The organism is Parabacteroides merdae ATCC 43184 (assembly GCF_025151215.1).
In the GTDB taxonomy this organism is placed as follows: Bacteria; Bacteroidota; Bacteroidia; order Bacteroidales; family Tannerellaceae; genus Parabacteroides; species Parabacteroides merdae.
In genome coordinates this window covers 1799152-1820886 of sequence record NZ_CP102286.1, presented here as the reverse complement: position 1 = coordinate 1820886, position 21735 = coordinate 1799152, and the positions used below count along the sequence as shown (strand labels likewise).

Annotated in this window: 13 protein-coding genes; 10 read left to right on the top strand and 3 right to left on the bottom strand. The window is 41.9% G+C overall.

The annotated features are described in order from the left end of the window. Positions 1–3: 3 nt before the first annotated feature. The 8 genes from NQ542_RS07495 to NQ542_RS07460 all read left to right on the top strand — a co-directional run bounded on the left by NQ542_RS07495 (position 4) and on the right by NQ542_RS07460 (position 16580). Positions 4–1179 (top strand): purple acid phosphatase family protein, encoded by a 1176-nt coding sequence (locus NQ542_RS07495; RefSeq protein ID WP_005635177.1) that lies wholly within the window; start codon positions 4–6, stop codon positions 1177–1179. 650 nt (positions 1180–1829) lie between these two features. Beyond that, positions 1830–2795: a FecR family protein gene (locus tag NQ542_RS07490; protein ID WP_151203540.1), complete on the top strand. Its 966-nt coding sequence runs from the start codon at positions 1830–1832 to the stop codon at positions 2793–2795. Positions 2796–2902: 107 nt separating this feature from the next. Continuing rightward, positions 2903–6415, top strand: coding sequence for a TonB-dependent receptor (locus NQ542_RS07485; RefSeq protein WP_005635166.1), 3513 nt, complete (start codon positions 2903–2905; stop codon positions 6413–6415). An 11-nt stretch (positions 6416–6426) separates the two neighbouring features. Further along, positions 6427–8208 carry a RagB/SusD family nutrient uptake outer membrane protein gene (locus NQ542_RS07480; protein WP_005635164.1) on the top strand — a complete coding sequence of 594 codons (1782 nt, stop codon included), beginning with the start codon at positions 6427–6429 and terminating at the stop codon, positions 8206–8208. Positions 8209–8319: 111 nt separating this feature from the next. Continuing rightward, entirely contained in the window at positions 8320–9210 is an 891-nt protein-coding gene (locus tag NQ542_RS07475; protein ID WP_005648743.1) for a sugar phosphate isomerase/epimerase family protein, read from the top strand. 69 nt (positions 9211–9279) lie between these two features. Next, entirely contained in the window at positions 9280–10536 is a 1257-nt protein-coding gene (locus NQ542_RS07470) for a Gfo/Idh/MocA family oxidoreductase (RefSeq protein ID WP_005635160.1), read from the top strand. Positions 10537–10588: 52 nt separating this feature from the next. Beyond that, positions 10589–14041, top strand: coding sequence for a DUF1080 domain-containing protein (locus NQ542_RS07465; RefSeq protein WP_005635159.1), 3453 nt, complete (start codon positions 10589–10591; stop codon positions 14039–14041). A 142-nt stretch (positions 14042–14183) separates the two neighbouring features. Then, complete coding sequence (locus tag NQ542_RS07460) at positions 14184–16580, top strand: sensor histidine kinase (protein ID WP_005635157.1); 2397 nt, start codon at positions 14184–14186, stop codon at positions 16578–16580. Between the two features lie 9 nt (positions 16581–16589). Here NQ542_RS07460 and upp read toward each other — a convergent pair whose 3' ends face one another. Further along, positions 16590–17243, bottom strand: coding sequence for a uracil phosphoribosyltransferase (gene upp, locus NQ542_RS07455; protein WP_005635155.1), 654 nt, complete (start codon positions 17241–17243; stop codon positions 16590–16592). Between the two features lie 106 nt (positions 17244–17349). Further along, entirely contained in the window at positions 17350–17640 is a 291-nt protein-coding gene (locus NQ542_RS07450) for an HU family DNA-binding protein (protein WP_005635153.1), read from the bottom strand. A 253-nt stretch (positions 17641–17893) separates the two neighbouring features. Between NQ542_RS07450 and murB the strand changes: the two genes are divergently transcribed. Together murB and NQ542_RS07440 are read left to right on the top strand one after the other, a co-directional pair. Continuing rightward, positions 17894–18907 carry a UDP-N-acetylmuramate dehydrogenase gene (gene murB / locus NQ542_RS07445; protein ID WP_005635147.1) on the top strand — a complete coding sequence of 338 codons (1014 nt, stop codon included), beginning with the start codon at positions 17894–17896 and terminating at the stop codon, positions 18905–18907. Continuing rightward, positions 18908–19693: an MBL fold metallo-hydrolase gene (locus NQ542_RS07440; protein WP_005635145.1), complete on the top strand. Its 786-nt coding sequence runs from the start codon at positions 18908–18910 to the stop codon at positions 19691–19693. Positions 19694–19940: 247 nt separating this feature from the next. Here the strand turns inward: NQ542_RS07440 and NQ542_RS07435 are convergent, their stop codons facing one another. Then, positions 19941–21692 carry an SGNH/GDSL hydrolase family protein gene (locus tag NQ542_RS07435; RefSeq protein ID WP_005635142.1) on the bottom strand — a complete coding sequence of 584 codons (1752 nt, stop codon included), beginning with the start codon at positions 21690–21692 and terminating at the stop codon, positions 19941–19943. Positions 21693–21735: the final 43 nt, after the last annotated feature.

The following is a 21735-nucleotide window of genomic DNA, read 5'->3' as shown; positions in this document are numbered from 1 at the left end:
ACAATGAAGTATATTAAAAAATTGATATATGTCCTTTTACTCACAGTTGCCACTCAGGTGGCAACTGCGCAGATAAAGATCCTTTACGGGCCTTATCTGCAGAATGTAAAAGAGAATGAGGCAACTATTGTCTGGGTAGCGGATAAACCGTCTATCGGCTGGGTAGAGTTGGCTCCGAATGACGGAACTCATTATTATGGAGAAGAACGGCCTAAGTATTTCGATACAACTAATGGGGTTAAAAATACCTCCTTGCTGCATGCCGTGAAGGTAAAAGCGTTGACTCCCGGAACAACCTATCGTTATCGTATTTATTCTCAGGAAGTGTTGTCGCATGAAGGGATTAATGTCATATACGGACGTGTGGCAGCATCGGATGTTTACAAAAAGAATGCTTTGACGTTTACAACGTGCGATCCAAATAAAAAAGAAACCTCTTTTGTCATGATCAATGATATTCACGGACGTGAAAACATCATTACGAAACTGCTGAATAATGCGAACTACAAGGATAAAGACTTGATTATTTTCAATGGGGATATGGTTTCGGAATTTAAGGACGAACAAACAATCTTTAATGGATTCATGAAAGAAAGCATCGATTTGTTCGCTTCGGAGAAACCTATGTATTACGCTCGCGGAAATCATGAAACCCGTGGTGAGTTCGCCACTTCGTTCCAGAAATATTTCTCTCCGAAAGAACCGTTCCTATATTATCTTTTCAGACAAGGACCTGTATGTTTCATAATGTTGGATACGGGGGAAGACAAACCGGATTCCGATATCGAGTACAGCGGTATTACCGATTATGACGGTTATCGTACGGATCAGGTGGAATGGATGAAGGAACTATATAAAAATGAAGATTTCAAGCAGGCTAAATTTAAAGTTGTCATTGCACATATGCCTCCTTCTGCTGACCTCAATATCTGGCATGGACAGAAAGACGTCTTGAAGAAATTCGTACCTATCCTAAATGAACTCGGAGTGGATCTGATGCTATGCGGACATCTCCATCGAAACAAATATGAGGAACCGAGTGCTGGTATCAAATTTCCGGTATTGGTAAATTCAAATAACAGTGTGGTTTCTGTGGAGACTAATGGTGATCAGATGAATCTGGAGGTTCTTGATTTGGATGGTAAAGTCGTTACAAAGAAGTCATATACGGCAAAGTAATCTTCATCATTCAATGCTACACTTCGCATAAGTGCGATTACTCTGACAGAGATCCGGGTAATCGCACTTGTCTCATTTTGCGTAAAAATATAAATAAAAACACACAGGAAACCGACATCTGGCATTTTTGCTCGTATCTCTCTAATAAACATTTAATTAAAGGATGTCGGTTGAACTTTGTAACTGGCATAGAACCGACACCTTTTTGTTTCCGGCGGTTTGTCCGGAGTTTCCTCGTTTTCACGGAGTAATTAATACGGAACATGCCGGAAACTAATTCGAAAGTCATAGTAAACTAACTCAAAGCATATAATATATTATTGATATGTAGTACTACCTATCGTCCTTATATAGTACTACCAATCGACAATAGGTAGTACTACATAAGGGTAATAGATAGTAACTGCTAACGGCTACTTTACTATATGTTTTCATTTAGTTCTTCGGGTGATTTGACTTAGTTTGCGACAGGAAACGAGTTAGTTTGTCCGGTTGCCTGAGATTGAAACTTTTGTTTTTGTTGTAAGTGGTTAATTATTAATGTCTTATTTGCCTGATGAATGACTGCCCATTAATTGTATGAAAAAAATGCTTTTTTGCTCCGTATTTTTCTGAAGTTGTTCGTTTAGTATAAGTAATAGGAAATAAAAATGGATTTTGATTATAGACTTTTAGCAAAATATTTGACAGGCATGCTTTCTCCTGAAGAAATGAAACAGGTGGAAGAATGGCGTAAATTATCAATTGATAATGAGGAGGTTTTCTCTGAATTGATGAAACTTCGCGTTTCGTGGAAGTTCACTCAATATAATACGCCTGAGCATATCGAAGAGGCATTGAATGGATTGAATGCCAAGATAAATAGTAGAAGGCGATTTCAAATACTTCGCTCTGTGATGAGATACGCAGCCGTAATCTTGTTATTTGTCTCTTTTTCTTATGTGGGATGGGGCTATCTGAAACCGGACAATTGTGTAACGATCAGGGTGGAACAAGGGGAAGATGTGAAAAAAATCGTGCTTGCGGATGGATCGGCTGTTTGGTTAAAGGAGGGGTCTTCTTTGAGGATACCTAAGGTTTTTGCCGAAAATAACCGAAAGCTCTCCTTGCAAGGAGAAGCATTCTTTGACGTTGCAAAGAATGCTCAGTACCCACTATATGTTTCGACCAATTATGTAAATATTAAGGTTCTTGGAACCGCTTTCAATGTAAAAACAGACGAGAAACACCAAAACGTAGAAACCGTTTTAGCAAGAGGTAAAGTTGCTTTACTCGATAAGCAGTGGAACCCCATTTTAGATATGTCACCGGGAGAAAAGGTGACATATGACAACAATAAGAACGAATATGCCACAGAGGTTGTGGATGTGAATGTATGTACGGCGTGGCGACTGAACCAGTTTGTCTTCGAAAATGTCACGTTGAGGGAAATAGTTAACCAACTCTCCGTAAAATTTAATGTAAACATAAATTTAGAATCAACGAAGCTTGCCCAGCGTAAGTTCCGATGTGTGATCAATGAAGATGAAAGCTTGCCTGACATCTTGAAACTCTTGAAATATTTAGCTCCCATCCAATATCGGATAGAGGGGAAAGAAATCTTTATATATGAATAATAAAAAATGAATGCCTATGATGAAATGACAGATTAGAAAAGTAACACACACAACAAAAGAAAACTATAAACTTAAAAACTTAGTACTAACATTATTGAATCACATGTATGATTAAAAATGCATCAATTGCTACATTAGCAATGTTTTTGTCAGCTGCATCGCCCGCTATGGCGACAAGCGATGCGCATTCTTTGTATGTGAATCTGGAACTGGCCTTGAATCAAACGACAGTCGGTACCGTCATACGAAGTATTAGTGAACAAACTGGGTATGAATTTTCTTATGATGAGACTTTATTAAATAAGAAAATCTCCAAAGTCTCTGTTAATCTTAAAAATGAACATATAGAAAATGTTCTGAAAGAGGTATTTAAGAATACAGGGATCTCTTATAAAATAGTAAATAATCGTGTATTTCTGAAGGATGATAGTGTAAAAAAAATAAAGAGGTCAGAGTTTGCACAAAATGGAGTACAGCAAGAAAAACACACAATATCAGGAAGGATTGTCGATAAAGAAGGTTTAGCGATAATCGGTGCGAATGTTACGCTTGAAGATAACAAAGGAATTGGTACAATAACAGATGTAGATGGAAAATTCGTTCTGAATGGAATATCGAATGGGGCAATTCTACTTATTTCATATATTGGTTATATAGATCAAAAAATTAAGATAGATGGAGGACAAAATTCTTATCAGATAACACTGCTTGAGGATACTCAGAAATTGGATGAAGTTATTGTAATTGGATATGGTGTTGAAAAAAAGGTTAATTTAACTGGTGCAATAACGAATGTGAAAACGGAAGAGCTCTCAACGATTTCAACAACTAATTTATCAAATACGTTAGCTGGACGTGCTCCTGGGTTGACTATTGTTGGAAGTTCTGGCTTTATGGGGGCTAGTTCTGAAATCCGTATGCGTGGTGGCTTCGGAGATCCGTTGTTTGTTATTGATGGGATTATTAGGGATAAGGCCGCATTTGATGCTCTTGAGCCAAATGAAATAGACCAACTTAGTTTTTTGAAAGATGCTGCTACAGCTTCTGTTTATGGGTCTAAAGCTGGAAATGGGGTTGTGTTGGTGACAACGAAGTCTGGTGCAGATGCAATGGGTAAACCTAAATTTGAATATCAAGGATCTTACACATTTAATAGGCCAACGCGTAAGCTTTTTTCGGATGAAATGAGTGCTTATAAAGAATTGGTGTATCAGAATTTGGTTGCTGAAGCAAACGGGTTGCCTTTACCGAATAATGAAGAAGAGATGGAATATGCAAAAACACATGATTATAATGTCAATGATTTGATTTGGCAGAATCCGTGGAATACGAAGCATTCTATTAGTGCTACAGGAGGAACAGAAAAGGTAAAATATTATGTGTTAGGCAACTTTATCAGAGAAGAAGGCTCTTATAAAAACTTGGAAAATAATAAATACTCTTTCCGTTCAAACTTAACAGTGAATTTGTCTAAATATATATCTTTGAATGCAAATATATCTGGATATCAAAAAGATGATAGACGATTTAATTGGCCAGGAAGTGGAGATGATAGTGAAGATATATTTGATTTTTATCGGACTACATTTAATTGTTTGAGAACAGTTCCTTCTTATGCTTATTTAGATGGTACTCCTGCGAATGAAAAAACAGATTATCCAATTTATCCGGATGTAAGCAACTTTAAAGGTTGGAATGTTGCTGATGTTGTGTTAGGTGACCGTTATATTAAGACACGTAGGCGTAATGTGAATGGAATTTTATCTTTAAATATTGATTTAGGTAAAATTTTGCCGGGATTGTCAACTAAAATCACGGGAAATTACATTATAAACGACTATGCTCGTAAGAAGTATATGTCTCATCAAAAAGCATATAATTTTCAGTCTGGAGATCCTGATAACAGATTTATACCGGGACCATTAGATTTGAATAAATATAATATTTATACATTTGGTTCTAACTATGAGAACTTAACGTATGGTGCTCGTCAGTTTTGGAATGAACAATTTGACTGGACATTAAACTACAAAAATTCATTCGGAAAACATGAAGTCGGTGGAATGATTACTTTTGAACAAGCAGAAAGTCAAGGTGAAGCGATCTATGCTACAGCTAATGATCCTTTGACAGATTATGATCAGTGGTTTGTATTTTCTACAGATCCAGAAAGACGGACAGTCTCTGTTAATGAATCCGAAAATTTAGGTTCGCATCTTTCTTGGATTGGACGTGCTACTTATAATTATGATTCCAAATATATGGCAGAATTTTCATTTCGTTATGATGGAAATAATAAGTTTCCGAAAGATCGCCGATGGGGTTTTTTCCCTTCAGCTTCTCTTGGATGGCGTATTAGCAGGGAAGCTTTTATGGAAAATACTTCGGAGTGGCTTGATGATTTGAAAATACGTGCTTCTTATGGTACGACTGGTAATGATTTGAATACTTCTAATAAATCGATTGGGTATTTTCAATACATAGAAAGGTATACTACCGGAAGTAGTTATATGTTTGGAAAAGGATTGGCAAATGGTATTCAAACGGGTAGTATGCCTACTACTGATTTAACTTGGGCCACATCGGCAACAATTAATGGAGGAATAGATTTTACTCTGTTGAGTAATAGATTGAGCGGAACGATCGATGGCTTTTATCGGAAAGAAACAGATATTTTGGGGTCTCGAACTACTACTTTGCCTAGTACTTATGGTGCTTCTTTAGCCCCTGAAAATTATGCAGAACGTTCATGGAGAGGAGGGGAGTTTACTTTGACTTGGAGAGATAAAGTGCAACATGGCATAAATTATTCTTTGTATATGAATATCGGATATTCTAAAGATCGTTGGGATGTATTAGACGAATCTGTTATTTACATGACGGGAAATCTAAAGGATTTATCTTTGGTCGGTATGTCGGCAGGTCGTATTACAGGATTGAAGGTAGATCATTTATTGACAGATCAAGCAGAAGTTGATGAGTTGATTGCTAAAGGTTTTAAACAATATGGACGAGATCCTTATTTGGGTGGACTTTTGTTCCAAGATACTCGTGGTGATGGTTATTCTTTAGGACCGGATGGAAAGATTGATGGAAATGACGCTTATAATTTACTAAGTGAAAATGGAACTCCTCGTATTAATTATGGTTTTGGGGGAAGTTTTAGTTGGAAAGGAATAACAATCGACATGCATTTCCAAGGAGTGGGTAGCTATGATCGTCTAGTTGGTTGTGATGCAACTAAAGGTATTCCGCAATATGGCGGAAACACTCGTCCTTATTATCCAATTTGGACTAGTGATAAATGTTGGAGTCCTGAAAATCCAAATGGTGTTTATCCTCGGGTGATCGGTAAAAATCAGTATGAGTCGGGTTATGGAAATACAGATTTTTGGATGCGTAATGGAGCTTATGTTCGCTTAAAAAATTTGAATATAGGGTATAATTTGCCAGCTTCGATCTTACGTCCGCTGGGATTACTTCATGCTCAGGTGTTTATGAATGCAACAAATTTGTTTTCTATATCGGCCATGAATGAATTCATGGATCCGGAGCAAAAATATTATGATTCATTTCCTTTGATGAGATCATTTACATTTGGACTTAATTTTTCATTCTAAAAGTTGAAATTATGAAACTGAATAAATTAAAAGATTCATTAGTCGGTTTGGCTATCGTTCTATTTTTTAATGGATGCAATAGCTTAGATATATCGAATTTGTGGAATTATGATGCTGAATTGGTTTGGAATGATGATAATTTGGCAACTGCATATGTTACAGATCTTTATGGAGATATTTTTAAAGGTTGGGATACTGGTGCAGATAATACGGCCGAACAACAGACAGGTATTCCTTTTATGTTAAGCACGATTACGACTTCTGGTAGTGGCTATAAACGTTGGAATTATACGAATATACGTAATATAAATTTAGGAATAGAGTATCTTGCTGAAGGGACTTGTTCTGAGTCTGTAAAAAATAGCTTGACAGGACAAATGCTTTTTATGAGAGCTTATCAATATGGTGAAATGATTGTTTATCATGGGGGAATGCCTTATATTACAAAAGTACAGGATAAAGATAAGGACGATTTATTTGTGACTCGAAATTCTACAGCTGAGTGTTTTGATTTGCTTATAAAAGATCTGGATGATGCTATTAGTTTGCTTCCTGCAAAAGCGAAAGGAAATGATTATGGACGTATAGATCAGTGCTTTGCAAAGGCTTATAAGGCGAAAATGTTACTTTATAAAGCTTCTCCGCAATTTAATCCTTCAAATAGATATGATAATAAGTATTGGAATGAAGCATATGAGGCAGCAAAAGAAGCTTATGATTTTTGTATCTCTCAAGGAATTAAATTGACCGATAAATATAGTGACAATTGGCTTGTGGATGGGAACTCGGAGGTTGTATTTCCTATTATATATAGTAATCCTGATAAAACTGCAGGTTGGGAGAATACGATTCGACCGGCTTCATTGAGTCGGAGTAATGCTAATAACACGCCAACTTGGGATATGGTAAAAGCTTTTCCAATGTTAGATGGTAAAAGCTTTGATGATCCAACTGGCAAGTATTATGTAGGAAATGAGGATGTTTTTTTACAGAGATATTGGATGAATAGAGATCCTCGGTTTGAAGATTGTATTTTATATAACGCAGCTTTGTATCCCGTATCTGGTACATCGACTGGATACCGTCAATATACATCTGTTGGGATTGCTGTTCGGGAGGATTCATATGGAATTAATCCGAATGTAGGAAGTACAGCTACGCAAAATGACGTTATTAGTGGGATGTATGTCCGTAAAGGTTCTGATGTTTCTTTGAGTCAAGATTTGGTATCTACTTTTGATCATGATTATCCATTTATGAGATTAGCAGAAGTTATGTTTATTTATGCAGAAGCGGCTAATGAAGTGGGGCACCGGGATGTTGCAGTTGATATGTTGAAGCAAATCCGGAAGCGTGCAGGGATCGAAGCCGGAGAGGATGGATTGTATGGATTAAAAGTTGGTGGTCGAGAAGAAATTCGACAGGCAATTTTGGATGAACGTAATGTGGAACTTTGTTTTGAAGGGCATCGTTTTATGGATCTTAGAAGAACTCGTAATATGATGCAATTAAATGGATTACAAAAATATGGAATTGAAGCGATTGCTATTAATGAAGATGGATCTGAAATGACGATAACAGAGGCTCAGAGAAAAGCGAATTCCTATTTGTTGACTCCTGAAAATTTCAAATATGTTCTTAGAATGGTTCCTATCAGTGCTATTGCTGAAAATAAATTCTTAATTCAAGAATCCTATTATTTCTTTCCAATCCAAGAAAGTAAAATATTGGAAAATCCGAATCTCGAACAAAACAATAATTGGGGCGGAACTTTTAATCCGACAATGGAATAAATTATTACTTTTGTTTTTTCATAAATGAAGAGGGAGGCCAAAAAGACTTACAACCCTTTGGTTGTCCCTCTTTTTAATTTTCTTTATTTATAACTTAATCTATATCAGATGATGAAAACTAAATTCTCTTTATTGATTTTTGCATTGCTGTTTGTGTGTTCCGGAATGATGGCTCAGGATAAGATAACGATTGGGGTTATCCAATATGACTTGGGCGATGTAGATAAAAGCTTTAAGGATTTGCATGATCAGGGATTTGGTTCTTGTGAACTTAATTATCAGAAAAACAAGTTTACAAAAGATTTTGCTGAAAAAGTAAAGGCGGCCTCCAAGAAACATAATATAAAGGTAACAACGGTTGTCGGTGTGCCCGGAAGCCATTGTGTTTGGAATTTTCGCCAGGGACCGGCTACGATTGGTCTAGTGCCAAAAGAAGAACGGGCAGAAAAAATTAAAGTATATCATGAAATGATTGATTTCTGTGCAATGGCGGAAATTCCCGCTATGCACTCTCATTTCGGTTTTATACCGGAAGATCCCTCTTCCGAACAATATAAAGATTTTATCAAGGTCATGCAGGATTTGGCGAATTATGCCAAGCAGCGCGGTGTGATGATCTATTTTGAGACCGGACAGGAAACGCCGACGACTTTGATTCGTGCCATTAAAGATATCGCTACAGGTAATGTGTTTATCAATTGCGACCTGGCTAATTTATTGATGTACGGAAAAGCGAATTCTCTTGATGCCGTGAAGCAGTTCGGCAGCCTTATTAAGGAATTCCATGCTAAAGACGGTAGATATCCGGACCCGAACAATCCGTATGAATTGGGAGCTGAAGTACCCATTCCTACCGGAGAGGTGAATTTCCCGGCTGTCATTGCAGAACTGAAGAAGCAAGGATTTCAAGGAGCATTGACTATTGAATGCGAATTGAATGGTGCAAGACATGATTATGTGATAAAAACACGTGAATATCTGCAAGGATTATTAGATAATTAGTATATTTGTCAGATATTATTTATATTATTAAAATAATAGGTTGCTAATCTATATAAATTATAATTTACTATGAGAACAAGCAGAAGAGGTTTTCTGAAAACTCTTGGAGGGGTTGCGCTCTTTTCGATTGTGCCGCGTCACGTATTGGGAAATGGGTATATCGCTCCGAGTGATCAATTGACTAAAGGTATTATTGGTACCGGAGGGATGGGAAGAGGCCATGTCAATTATGCCGGTACACGTTTGGTTGCCGTTTGTGACGTTGATAAAAATCACCTTGAATTGGGAAAGAAACTGGTGAAGGAAAAAATAGCCGCTTATCATGATTTCCGCGATTTGATTCTGGACCCGAATGTCGATATTGTGCACATCGCCACTCCACCTCATTGGCATGGTATCATGTCTGTCGAGGCCGCTAAAGCCGGGAAAGACATCTGGTGTGAAAAGCCGATGACGCGTACGATCGGTGAAGGAAAGCGTGTGATGGAGGCCGTACAGCAATACGGACGTATGTTCCGCCTGAATACATGGTTCCGTTTTACAGACCAGTTCTATGGACTGGGCACTCCTGTCAAACCGTTGAAGAAACTGGTGCAAAGCGGATTGTTGGGATGGCCGTTGAAGGTGACGATCAGTGCGCATACCGGTTTCAACTGGAAGTTTTTCTGGGTAGGAAAAGAATATCTCGAACCGCAACCGGTTCCGGCAGAGTTGGACTACGACATGTGGCTCGGCCCGGCTCCTTACAAGCCTTATAACCCGCATCGCGTACACCAGACTTTCCGCGGATACTGGGATTATGACGGTGGAGGGCTCGGAGACATGGGGCAGCATTACATCGACCCCGTACAATATATACTAGGTAAAGACGATACCAGTCCTATTAAAGTGGAGGTTGATGCCCCGCAACAGCATCCGGATGCTGTCGGTACTTGGCGTTCCATTACCTACACGTATGACGATGGTTGTCAGATTGTCCTTTGGGGGGGGGACTTCGGTGATCCGAATACGCCGTATATTGCCGGACCGAAGGGTAATGTTTATAAAAATTTTGTATGCGATATTCCCGATTGGGAGAGGAAACTTGCCGATTTCCCCGAACCCGAACCTCAGGTTACGGACTTTATAGAATGTGTGAAGACACGCCAGCCTTTCGCCCTGAACGAAAAGAATGGTTTCCGTTCGGCTACTATTGTCAATATGGGAGCAGTGGCTCTGCGTTTGAACCGGACGCTGAATTTCGATCCTGTAAAACTTGAATTTATTGACGACGAGGCTGCAAATCGTTTGCTGGACCAGCCGATGAGAGCACCCTGGAATATATAACGAATTGACAATTGATAATTAACAATTGACAATTACATAAATAGATAATAATATGAGAAAAGCATATATTTCAATAGCTGCCCTGTTGCTTTGCGGAAGCATGCTGATGGCGCAGACTCCGGCCAACCGTACGGCCAAAACGACCGCTGCCGATGTGTTGGCTCAGATGCCTGCGGCGAAACAAGCGGCGTACAATAAATTGATTGGTGATTTGAGTTCTACTGGCGAAGAAGGTGTTCTGATGCTGGTAAACATGATAAATGCTCCGGGCAAAGGCAGTAACGCAAATGTCGACTACGCTTTGAGTGGTCTTACGCATTATGTCATGGCGAAAGGGGAGGAGAATGCCCGGTTAGTGACTGCAAAGGCTTATCTGAAGGCTTTGGAAATGGTGAACGAGCGTGAAACAAAAGCGTTTATTATCCGCCAACTTCAGATGTTGGGGAAAGACGAATGTATAGATGTACTGGCTTCTTATCTGAACGATGAGTCGTTGAGCGGTCCCGCCGCTCGTGCGCTGGCTTCTAATGGCAGTCAAAAAGCAGGTCAGGCATTGGTTGCTGCTTTGAAGAGTCGTACCGGTTCTTCTAAAACACAAAAGGATGTGATCCGTGCGATTGCCGATGCCCGGGTGGATGGGGCTGAACCTGTTTTGTTGGTATTGCAGGGAGCGTCTGATCCGAATATGCAGAAAGAGGTATTGTATGCCTTGAGTTGTGTCGGAAGTTCTAATTCATTGCCAGTGTTAGCAAAAGCGGCCGAGAATGCCGGTTACACGATGGAAGTGACTGGTGCCAACGAAGCTTATATCGCTTTGTTGAAGCGATTGGTCCAGAGTGATCGTGATGCGGTGATGAAAGCTGCAAAGAAATTGCAGAAAGCAGCGGCTAAAGCCGGACAGGAGCAGACACGGGAAGCTGCCTTGCAAATACTTTTAGCAGCCGAGGAACCGGCTAAAGTATCTAAGATGGTTATTGCTGCCATGAAAGATCCGAGCAAGAACTACCGGAATGCGGCTTTGAGCTATGCTTCCGGTTTTGCAGATAAAGAGTTGTATATAGAACTTATGAAAATGGTTCCTAAAGCCAAACCGGAACTGAAAATAGACATCTTGAACTGGATCGGACGCGAGGCCAAGAAACCTGTCAAACATGACATTATCCAGAATCTGGAAATTCGTTTCGATCTTCCTGCCAAGCAGATCCTGTTGGAGCAGCTCGGTGATGTTAACTTTGACGTGAAGCAGGCTGCAACCTGGACATTGGTGAAGATAGGCGATAAGTCCTATATTCCTTCGTTGGCCGAATTGCTGAAGAGCAATGACAAGCAAGTCGTCCTGTTGGGACAGGATGCTTTGGCTGCCTTCCCTGGAGATATCGACGGGGCAGTGGCAAAGGCCGTCTCTTCTGCTGCTAATGCGGGAAAAATAGCTGGACTTGAGTTGTTGGCCATGCGCAAAGCTACTGCCAATATCAATACCGTACTTGATCAGATACAGATAGGCTCTCCAGAAGTGAAAGCCGCGGCTTATGTGGCTTTGAAGGATGTAGTGGGAGAACGTGATATAACCAATATGTGCGGTATGCTGGAAACGGCTGACGCATTGGCTGTTCCTCCCATGCAGCGGGCTGTTATTTCAGCATTGTCCTCTCTTCCGGTTGCCGACCGGGTCGAAACGGTGACACGTCGTATGTTGCAGGCCGGCAATAAAGATTATTTGTATTATCTGGTGTTGGCTTCTACCGGACAACCGGATGCGCTGGCGACAGTCGTGAAAGGTTTCCGTTCTAATACGGGTGTCAAAAGGGATGCAGCCTTCGAAGCCCTGTTGAACTGGAAGGGTATTGAAGTGGCGGACGAATTATATACGATCTGTAAGGAAAGCCCGTCGTCCAACTATTTTGATCCGGCTCTCACTACTTATGTGAAACTGGTTTCCAATCCGGCATTTACAGGTGAAAACCGTTTGTTAAGCTTGCGTAAGGCAATGGAAATTGCCAAAACGGATGCACAGAAGATCGCGATTTTACAACAGATTGAAAAAACCGGAACATTCTTGGGTATGCTGTATGCCGGCGAATTTCTGGATCAGAAACCTGTACAACAGGCGGCCGCCAATGCAGTCATGAATATTGCTTTGGGTAATAAGGAGTATATGGGGGCGAATGTCCGTACCCTGTTGAATAAGGTGATGGAGGTGCTCGACAATCCGGATGCCGGCTATCAAAGGGAAGCAATCAAGAAACATCTGGCAGAGATGCCGCAAGGTGAAGGATTCGTTTCTTTGTTCAATGGCAAGGATTTGACCGGCTGGAAAGGTCTGGTACAGAATCCGATTGCCCGTGCGAAGATGAAACCGGGACAGTTGGCCAAAGAGCAGGCGAAAGCCGATGAGGTCATGCGTAAAGGCTGGAGCGTGGAAGACGGTATGCTGATATTCAATGGCAAGGGTGACAATCTGTGCACGGAAAAACAATACGGTGATTTTGAAATGTATGTGGACTGGATGCTTGATCCGGCCGGTCCTGAAGCGGATGCCGGTATTTACTTGCGTGGTACGCCTCAGGTGCAGATATGGGATACTTCGCGTGTAAACGTAGGAGCGCAAGTCGGTTCCGGTGGATTATACAACAACCAGATGAACGAGAGCAAGCCGACGAAAGTGGCCGATAATAAGTTGGGTGAATGGAACAGTTTCTACATCAAGATGGTCGGTGACCGTGTGACAGTCGTACTGAACGGAGAGAAAGTGGTGGATGATGTGATTCTGGAAAACTATTGGGATCGCAAGCTCCCGATCTTCCCGGTCGAACAGATTGAATTGCAGGCTCATGGCAGCAAGGTTTATTACCGGAATATTTATGTAAAAGAACTCGAACGCAAGGAACCGTTCAAGCTTTCAGCCGAAGAAGAGAAGGAAGGTTTTAAAGTTCTGTTTGACGGTACGAATATGCATGAATGGACAGGTAACACGGTTGATTATACCCTGGAAGACGGTTGCATTTCCATGATACCGAGCAAGAGCTATGGTGGAAACCTGTATACGAAAGACGAGTATGGCAACTTCGTGTACCGTTTCGAATTCCAGTTGACGCCGGGTGCTAATAACGGTGTCGGTATCCGTACCCCGATGGAAGGGGATGCCGCTTATGTTGGTATGGAAATCCAGATTCTGGATTGCGAACATCCGATTTATAAGGATATTACTCCTTTGCAGCATCACGGTTCCGTTTATGGAATTATCCCGGCTAAGGCGGAACATCATAGTGCGTTTAAACCTGCGGGTGAATGGAATTATGAAGAAATTGTAGCTAATGGGGATAACATCAAGGTAACGGTCAACGGGGTGGTAATCATGGAAGGCAATATCCGCGAAGCGACAAAGAACGGTACTGCCGATCATAAGGAACATCCGGGCCTGTTCAATAAGAAAGGACATATCGGTTTCTTAGGTCATGGCTCTCCTGTCAAGTTCCGTAATATTCGCATTAAAGAGTTGAAATAACGTTTTTTTATCTATAGTTAAATAGCAGCATAAGCAGAAATTAGCTTATGTTGCTATTTTTTTATGATTAATGTGTGTGGAAAATCCTTGAATATTAAGGAAAATAAAATTTGTTAGTTCGGTTTATTATAACGACTTTTGTATGAAGGATAATAAAGAAGTCGTATTCATGGATGTAGACCAGTATCAATTAATATTAGACAATGCTCAGGTTGGCTGGTGGAAAGCTGATTTTGAAGAAAGATGTTATATCTGTTCTGACTATTTGATTAGTCTCTTGGAGTTGGATGGTCCGAAAATATCCATAGTAGATTTCTTTTTGTTGATCCGTGGAGACTATCGGGATCGTATCGCTAACGAATTTGCTTTCTTTAAAGGTATTGGTATATACGAACAGATCTTCCCTATAAAGACTTGCTATGGTTATAGGTTCGTCCGTACAAAAATTTATAAACGTGAAAAGGCTTCCGATGGCAAGTTGACCGTATTGGGTATTTTACAGTTGATTCCTTTTAGTGAAATGGAGGAGAATAGACCTGTCGTGAATGGACAGGTTGATAGTGTTCTCAGGCATTTGGGGAGTTTGTCCCATGCCTTACATTCTTTTATCCAGACAAATGATTTGCATAAATCGATCCATTTGGCTCTTACGGAGGTTCTATTTTCGATCGATACGAAGGGGCGTGTATACATTATGGAATATGAGGATGAGAAGCAGATTGGCTGCACATATGAGGTGTGTAGTGAGGGAGTTGAGCCTGTCCGTCCGTTTTTGCAAAACATTCCGGTTGCTACGTTACCTTGGTCTACACATAAAATACGGAATTTATATCCTATCCTAATTAATAATCTGGATGAATTACCTCCTGAAGCGGTTGAGGAGAAGCGCTACCTGAAAGCGCGTCGAACCTGTTCTCTGATTTTAATTCCATTAATAATCAAAGGTGAGTCTTGGGGGTATATGGGAATCGATATAGTAGATAAGTATCGTATGTGGAGCTTGGAGGACTATCAATGGTTGTCGTCTATTTCCAATATCATTAGTATAATAACGAAGATGGCCCGTACCAATGAAGCTTTGGACCATAGTGAAAAGTTACTTCGGAATATTTATACCAACATACCGGTCGGAATAGAGTTGTATGATAAGAAGGGCTATCTGGTGGATTTGAATAATATGGATGTCGAGATATTCGGCCTTCCTTCCAAAGAGTCTGTTTTGGGGCTTAATATCTTTGAAAATCCTATGATTAATGATGAAATACGAGAAAAACTGATTAGTCGGGAGCCAGTCTCTTTTCACATGGATTATTCATTTAACACAATTGAGGACAAAGGGTTCTATCCGACAATGAAGAATGGTACGATCGATATTTTCACAAAAGTCTGCATGTTGTATGACATATATGGAGATCTGATTAATTATATGTTTATTAATCTTGATAATACAGATAAGGCGGTCGCATATAACCGTATCGAGGAGTTTGAACATTTCTTCAGCCTGGTCAGCCGTTTTGCAAAAGTTGGATATGCCAAATTTGATTTGTTGACTCGTGAAGGGTATGCTATCGACCAATGGTATCAGAATTTAGGAGAAAAAGAAGGTGTGCCGCTATCGGAAGTCATAGGTGTTTATAGCCAGATCCATCCTGAAGACCGGAAGGTTATGTTTAATTTCTTTGAACAGGTAAAGAAAGGACAGTGTGATAGTATTCGGCGGGAATTAAGGGTGAAGTATGGAGAAGGTTGGCATTGGACTCGTGTGAATGTAATGCGGAACACCCAGTCGACTAATCCGGACAGACTTGAAATGATCTGTGTGAATTATGATATAACCGAACTGAAGGAAACGCAGAAGCAGCGTGAGAAAGCCGAAGAACTCGACCGTTTGAAATCTGCATTCCTTGCCAATATGAGCCATGAGATCCGGACTCCGCTGAATGCCATTGTCGGTTTTTCCACGTTGTTGGTCGATACGGACGATCCGGAGGAAAAGAAGCAGTTTGTCGAGATTATCCAAAAAAACAATGAACTGTTGTTACAGTTGATCTCCGATGTGCTGGATCTGGCGAAGATAGAATCTGGTATAATCGAATTGAAACTTGTCGAGGTCGACTTGCGGGAGCTATGTAAAGAACTGGTCGTTTCGATGCGTATCAAAGTACCGGCTGAAGTCGCGCTCTGTGTGGTTCCGGACTTGCCTTCCTATATCATGCGTTGTGATAAGGTGAGGCTGACACAGATCATATCCAACTTTATTAATAATGCCATCAAACACACCAGCAAAGGAACGATCCTGCTTGGTTACGAGATACGCTGGGATGAGATTGAGTTTTCTGTGACGGATACCGGTGACGGTATGTCGCCGGAAGTGCAGCGACATGTGTTCGACCGTTTCTATAAAGGAAACAGTTTCAAGCAGGGGACAGGTTTGGGGCTCTCGATCTGTAAGAGCATAATAGAACAGGTTGGCGGTAAAATCGGGGTAGAGTCCGAGATAGGGAAGGGGTCCCGTTTCTGGTTTACTTTACCCCGTTAGATTCATATCTTATTCTTTTTCACCATAGGACAAATCGCCGGCGTCTCCCAGTCCCGGAACGATGTAAGAATGATCATCTAGTTCGTCATCGACAGCCGCGACCCATATAGTCGTGATGTCGTCCGGCATTTTACGCTGGAGATATTCGATTGCCTGCTTGCTGGCAATGATGGAAGCGACATGGATATGCGCCGGGTGGCCTTTGGTGCGCAATGCTTCGTAGGCCAGTTCCATAGAACTGCCGGTTGCCAGCATCGGATCCGTTATAATCAATGTCTTGTCTGTTAATCGGGGAGATGCGATGTATTCGATATGAATATCGAAGTTCAGACGGTCCTTGTATTTCCTGTAAGCGGAAACAAAGGCATTTTCCGCATTGTCCAGGTAACTGAGGAAACCCTGATGGTAGGGGAGGCCGGCACGCAGGATCGTACTGATGACGACTGAATCGTCGGGAGTGTTCATTGGTGCTATCCCGAGAGGAGATTGAATACCTTTTTTGCTGTAGGTGAAATCCTTACTGATCTCGTAAGCCATGATTTCACCGATCCGCTCGATGTTACGACGGAAGCGCATACTGTCTTTTTGTATATTGACGTCGCGCAGTTCTGCGACAAACCGGTTTAACACCGAGTTTGATTCTCCAAGATTAACTATTTTCATGATTGAATTGTCATTTTTCCGGCGCCGAAATTACTCATAATTTGGACAGGTCGCAAAAAAGAAGGCAACCTTTTTCAGATTGCCTCCCTTTGTCAGGTAAAAAGTCTTACTTCTTTTCTTCGGGTTTGTTAATTGCATCCAGCAAATATTTACCCGGTTTGAATTTTACAGTCGTTCTGGCTGGAATCATAACCGGTGTTCCTGTCTTGGGGTTACGAGCTAAACGCTCTGTCTGAGGACGTGGTATCAATGTTCCGAAACCGATCAATACGATTTCCTCGTTGTGGGACATAGCTTCTGTTACGATGTCTACATAAGCCTCCAATAGTTTCTTCGCTTTTTGTTTCTGTAATCCCGATCTCTGGGCCAAGGCCTCAATCAATTCTGCTTTGTTCATGAATGTTTTTATTTAATTAATGATATTCAAGGCAAATGTACGCTTTTCATTGATATGTTGTATCTCCTTTTGCATATAAAGAAATCAGCGTTCATTTCTTATTTAACAACACGTATATGCATTTGTTACGATTTGCGAAACAAAAAATGTTAAATAACCTTTGGTCGCTATATTTGAAAGGCTTTTTTATATACCTGCTGATTGATTTGATATTTATCGTTACTTTTGTCCTGCAAAATAAAACATACGCGAAATGAGAATAGAAGAGAATTACTCGCTGGAGAAACATAATACTTTTCACCTTCCGGTGAAGGCCCGTTGGTTTATGGAATATACGAATGAAGAAGAACTGGGGCGGATCTTCCGGGACGAATATTTTCAGGAATGTTTGTCGTTGCATATCGGAAGTGGCAGTAATCTGTTGTTTATAAATGATTTTAACGGGGTTATCTTGCATTCGCAGATAAAAGGTATCTCTGTTGCGAAAGAGACAGACGATTCGGTATTGCTTCGCATCGGAGCTGCCGAGAAGTGGGACGATGTAGTCGCTTATGCCGTCTCCAAAGGTTGGGGAGGGATAGAAAATCTGTCCGGCATTCCGGGCGAAGTCGGAGCAGCCGCTGTCCAGAATATCGGGGCATACGGTACGGAAATCAAGGATGTGGTCGAGACGGTGGAGACATATAACCAGCTTTCGTTCGAGAAACGTATGTTTACAAATGAAGAATGTCTTTATAGTTATCGGGATAGTTTCTTCAAGAATGAGCATAACGACCCGCACATTGTTACTTATGTAAATATACGTTTGAGCAAAAAGCCTCGGTTTTCTGTCAATTACGGCAATTTGAAAGAGGAACTGGCTAAATATCCAAAGATAACGTTGCAAGCTGTGCGGGATGCTGTGATCTCGATCCGTCGTCAAAAATTGCCTGATTCCGATGAGTTGGGAAATGCCGGAAGTTTCTTTATGAACCCGGTTATTCCGGTTGTCCATTACGAAAAGTTGAAGAGGCAATATCCGGACATGCCGTCCTATCCGGCAGGAGAGGGGAAGATGAAGGTCCCTGCAGGCTGGTTGATCGAGCAGTGCGGTTTTAAAGGCAAGTCGCATGGTGCGGTCGGCGTATATGAAAAGCAGGCATTGGTATTGGTCAATTTGGGTGAAGCCAAAGGACACGAGATCGCACTGGTTGCCGAAAGTATTCGTACGGCTGTTCATGACCGGTTCGGTATCGAGATTATGCCTGAGGTAAAATATGTAGGATAAATGGAAATAACGTTTTTAGGGACGGGGACTTCTACCGGAGTTCCCGAAATAGGTTGTCAGTGTGAGGTGTGTACCAGTTCGGATAAACGGGATTGGCGTCTGCGTACGTCCGTACTGGTGGAGACGGATGGTAAACGGATTTTGTTGGATTGTGGCCCGGATTTCCGTTGGCAGGTGATCCGCAACAAGACGTATCGTTTGGATGCGGTCCTGATTTCGCATGAACATTACGATCATGTCGGCGGATTGGACGACCTACGCCCTTTTTGCCGTGAAAAGGGAGTGGATGTATATGCGGAAGATAATGTGGCGGAAGCTATCGAGACACGTATCCCTTATGTGTTCCGTGCCCATAAATATCCCGGAGTTCCGAACCTGGAACTTCACCGGATCGGAAACGAGCCTTTTGTGGTTGCCGGAATCTCGGTTACGCCGATCCGGGTGATGCATGGGAAACTGCCGATTTTCGGCTATCGTATCGGTAATATGGCTTACTTGACAGATGTAAAATATCTTCCGGAAGAAGAGTATGCCAAACTGGAAGGCCTGGATGTGCTGATTCTGACAGCTCTCCGCCGGGGAGCCCACCCTACGCATGAATCGCTGGAAGAAGCCCTTGTTAATATCGAAAGGATAAAACCGAAGGAAACCTATCTGATCCACATGAGTCATCGCATTGGTCTGCATGCGGAGGTAGAGAAGGAGTTGCCGCCTCATGTCCATCTGGCCTACGACGGATTACACGTTTCTACCGCCTTGTCTCATAGTCTTTTATTTCGTAAGTAATATGATCGTTCTTGTCCCACAGTTGTAAAACGCTTGTTTCTCAATAGTCTAACAAGCGTTTTACAAATGTCAGACACTTGTTCGACATTTGGCGGAAGAAAAAGAAGCAGTTTGTTTTGTGTTAAGACTTGGGTTGTTTGGTCTTAAAAGTTGCTGGCAGAAAAATGAATTATGTCATTTCCTTCATCCGTAATACCCTGAATGCGAAATATTCCGGTATACAGATAAAGGAATGAAGGATTATTTTTCAATAACTTTTGTTGGAGGATGCGATCTCTCCGGCAATCAATTCATATCCTTTATCGTTTGGATGGAGACCGTCACCGATAAACAGGCTTTCGTTTATTTTGCCGTCTTGCAGCAATAGGGCTGTTCCCGGATTGGCAAATTCGTAACCTTCCGTTTCCACCATCTCTTTAATATCGAAGTTGATGTTCCTTACCCATTGTTCCTGATTGCGGCGGGGAAGGATGCCGATCACTTTGACGGAGGCTTCCGGTTGCCGTTGACGGATGGCGGAAAGGAGGAAGCGGAGACCTTCGACGATCTCTTTGTCGTTGTTCAGGCCACAATTATTCGTGCCGATCATCAAGACGACTTTTCCGGCCTTATAGCCATCCAGTTCGCCATGGTATATACGCCAAAGCACGTTTTCGATACGGTCCCATCCGCAGCCCAAGTTCTGGAAACCGGCAGGACGCATGACTTTTTCCCAGGTCTCCCGTCCGTTCTTGTTGCGGTGTTCCGGTTCGCCACCCCAATAGTGGGTGATCGAATTGCCTAAGATTACAGCTTTAGGCGGATGGTTGCGTACCTGCTCCAGGAAAGCGCGGTGACGGGAGAGCCATTCGTACATATGCGGTTCCCGGCGTTGGGTGACGGGGATGGTTGTTGTCAGGGAGCCAAGGGGAATATGCAGGATTTCCCGTACCTTTCTTTCTACGACAATCGCCTGTTGCTTCATTCCGAAGTCGGATGGGTGCACATAGTCAACCCAACCATCGGACGGTATGTTCAGGTCTTCGCGGGACAAATAATATACATCTTTAATTCCTTCGGACTGAATCTGCTCGTATGCTTTACGGGAAGCACGGTTAACCTGGGTGACTTCGTTGTATTTTATTGAATCCATATACATATTGCTATAGCCTCCGTGTTCGATCAGCAAGATGGGAGCCGAATGTTTTTCCCGAAGTTGCTTGACGGCGGCGATGGCCAAAGCCGTAACATCTTCTTCCTTCTGATTGGGCAAGTTCGGCATGCAATCCAGTATGTACAGCCGGGCATCCATTTCGCCGATGAATTGCAGCACTTCTTTCGCCAGTTTGCCATTGCCGGAAAAGCCGAGGTTTATGAGCGGGTAATCCAGCGAACGTTGGAGGATCGTTCCCCATGCCATTGCCGGGCGGGAGGCGCAGGCCCCTTGTGCGATCGAAGTTCCGTACAGGACAATCGGCTTTTCGGGAGAAACCGGGATGAATTCCAGTTTCGCATCTTCGGGTATACCGATCTCCAGCCATTTCACTCCGTTGTATAAAGGCAGATAAAGCCGGTATTCGAAACCTTGTTTGTGGTAGCGGTCTTTGCCTATATTATTATATGTATAGGTGATCGTATCCTTGAAAGAATAGTTGCCGAAACAAAAATGCCATTCCCCGTCGCTGTTAATGCTGTAAAGGTCGACTCCCGACACTCCGGTCGAAGGCATATGAGGCATATTCAGGCTACCGGTAACGGTGTAGCGCACTTTGATCTGCGGGGCATTACTGTAGAAATGAATGGCGAGTCCTGCCGAATGCTGCGACAGGTTCCATACCGGTTCGCTCACCACGCCTTTTGCACGTTCGGGCAGGCGTGTGTAAGAATTTCCGATCTCTTTTGTGAATCCTTGATTTTGGATAACCGGAAAACTGGCTTCCATCGGGTTGTGCCATTTCCATTGGGCGGCAGCCGGAAGGAAAAGCAGGCAACAAAACAATAAACAAATAAGCTTTTTCATGGATATTATCTCCTTAATAACCGTATTATGATACAATATCTAC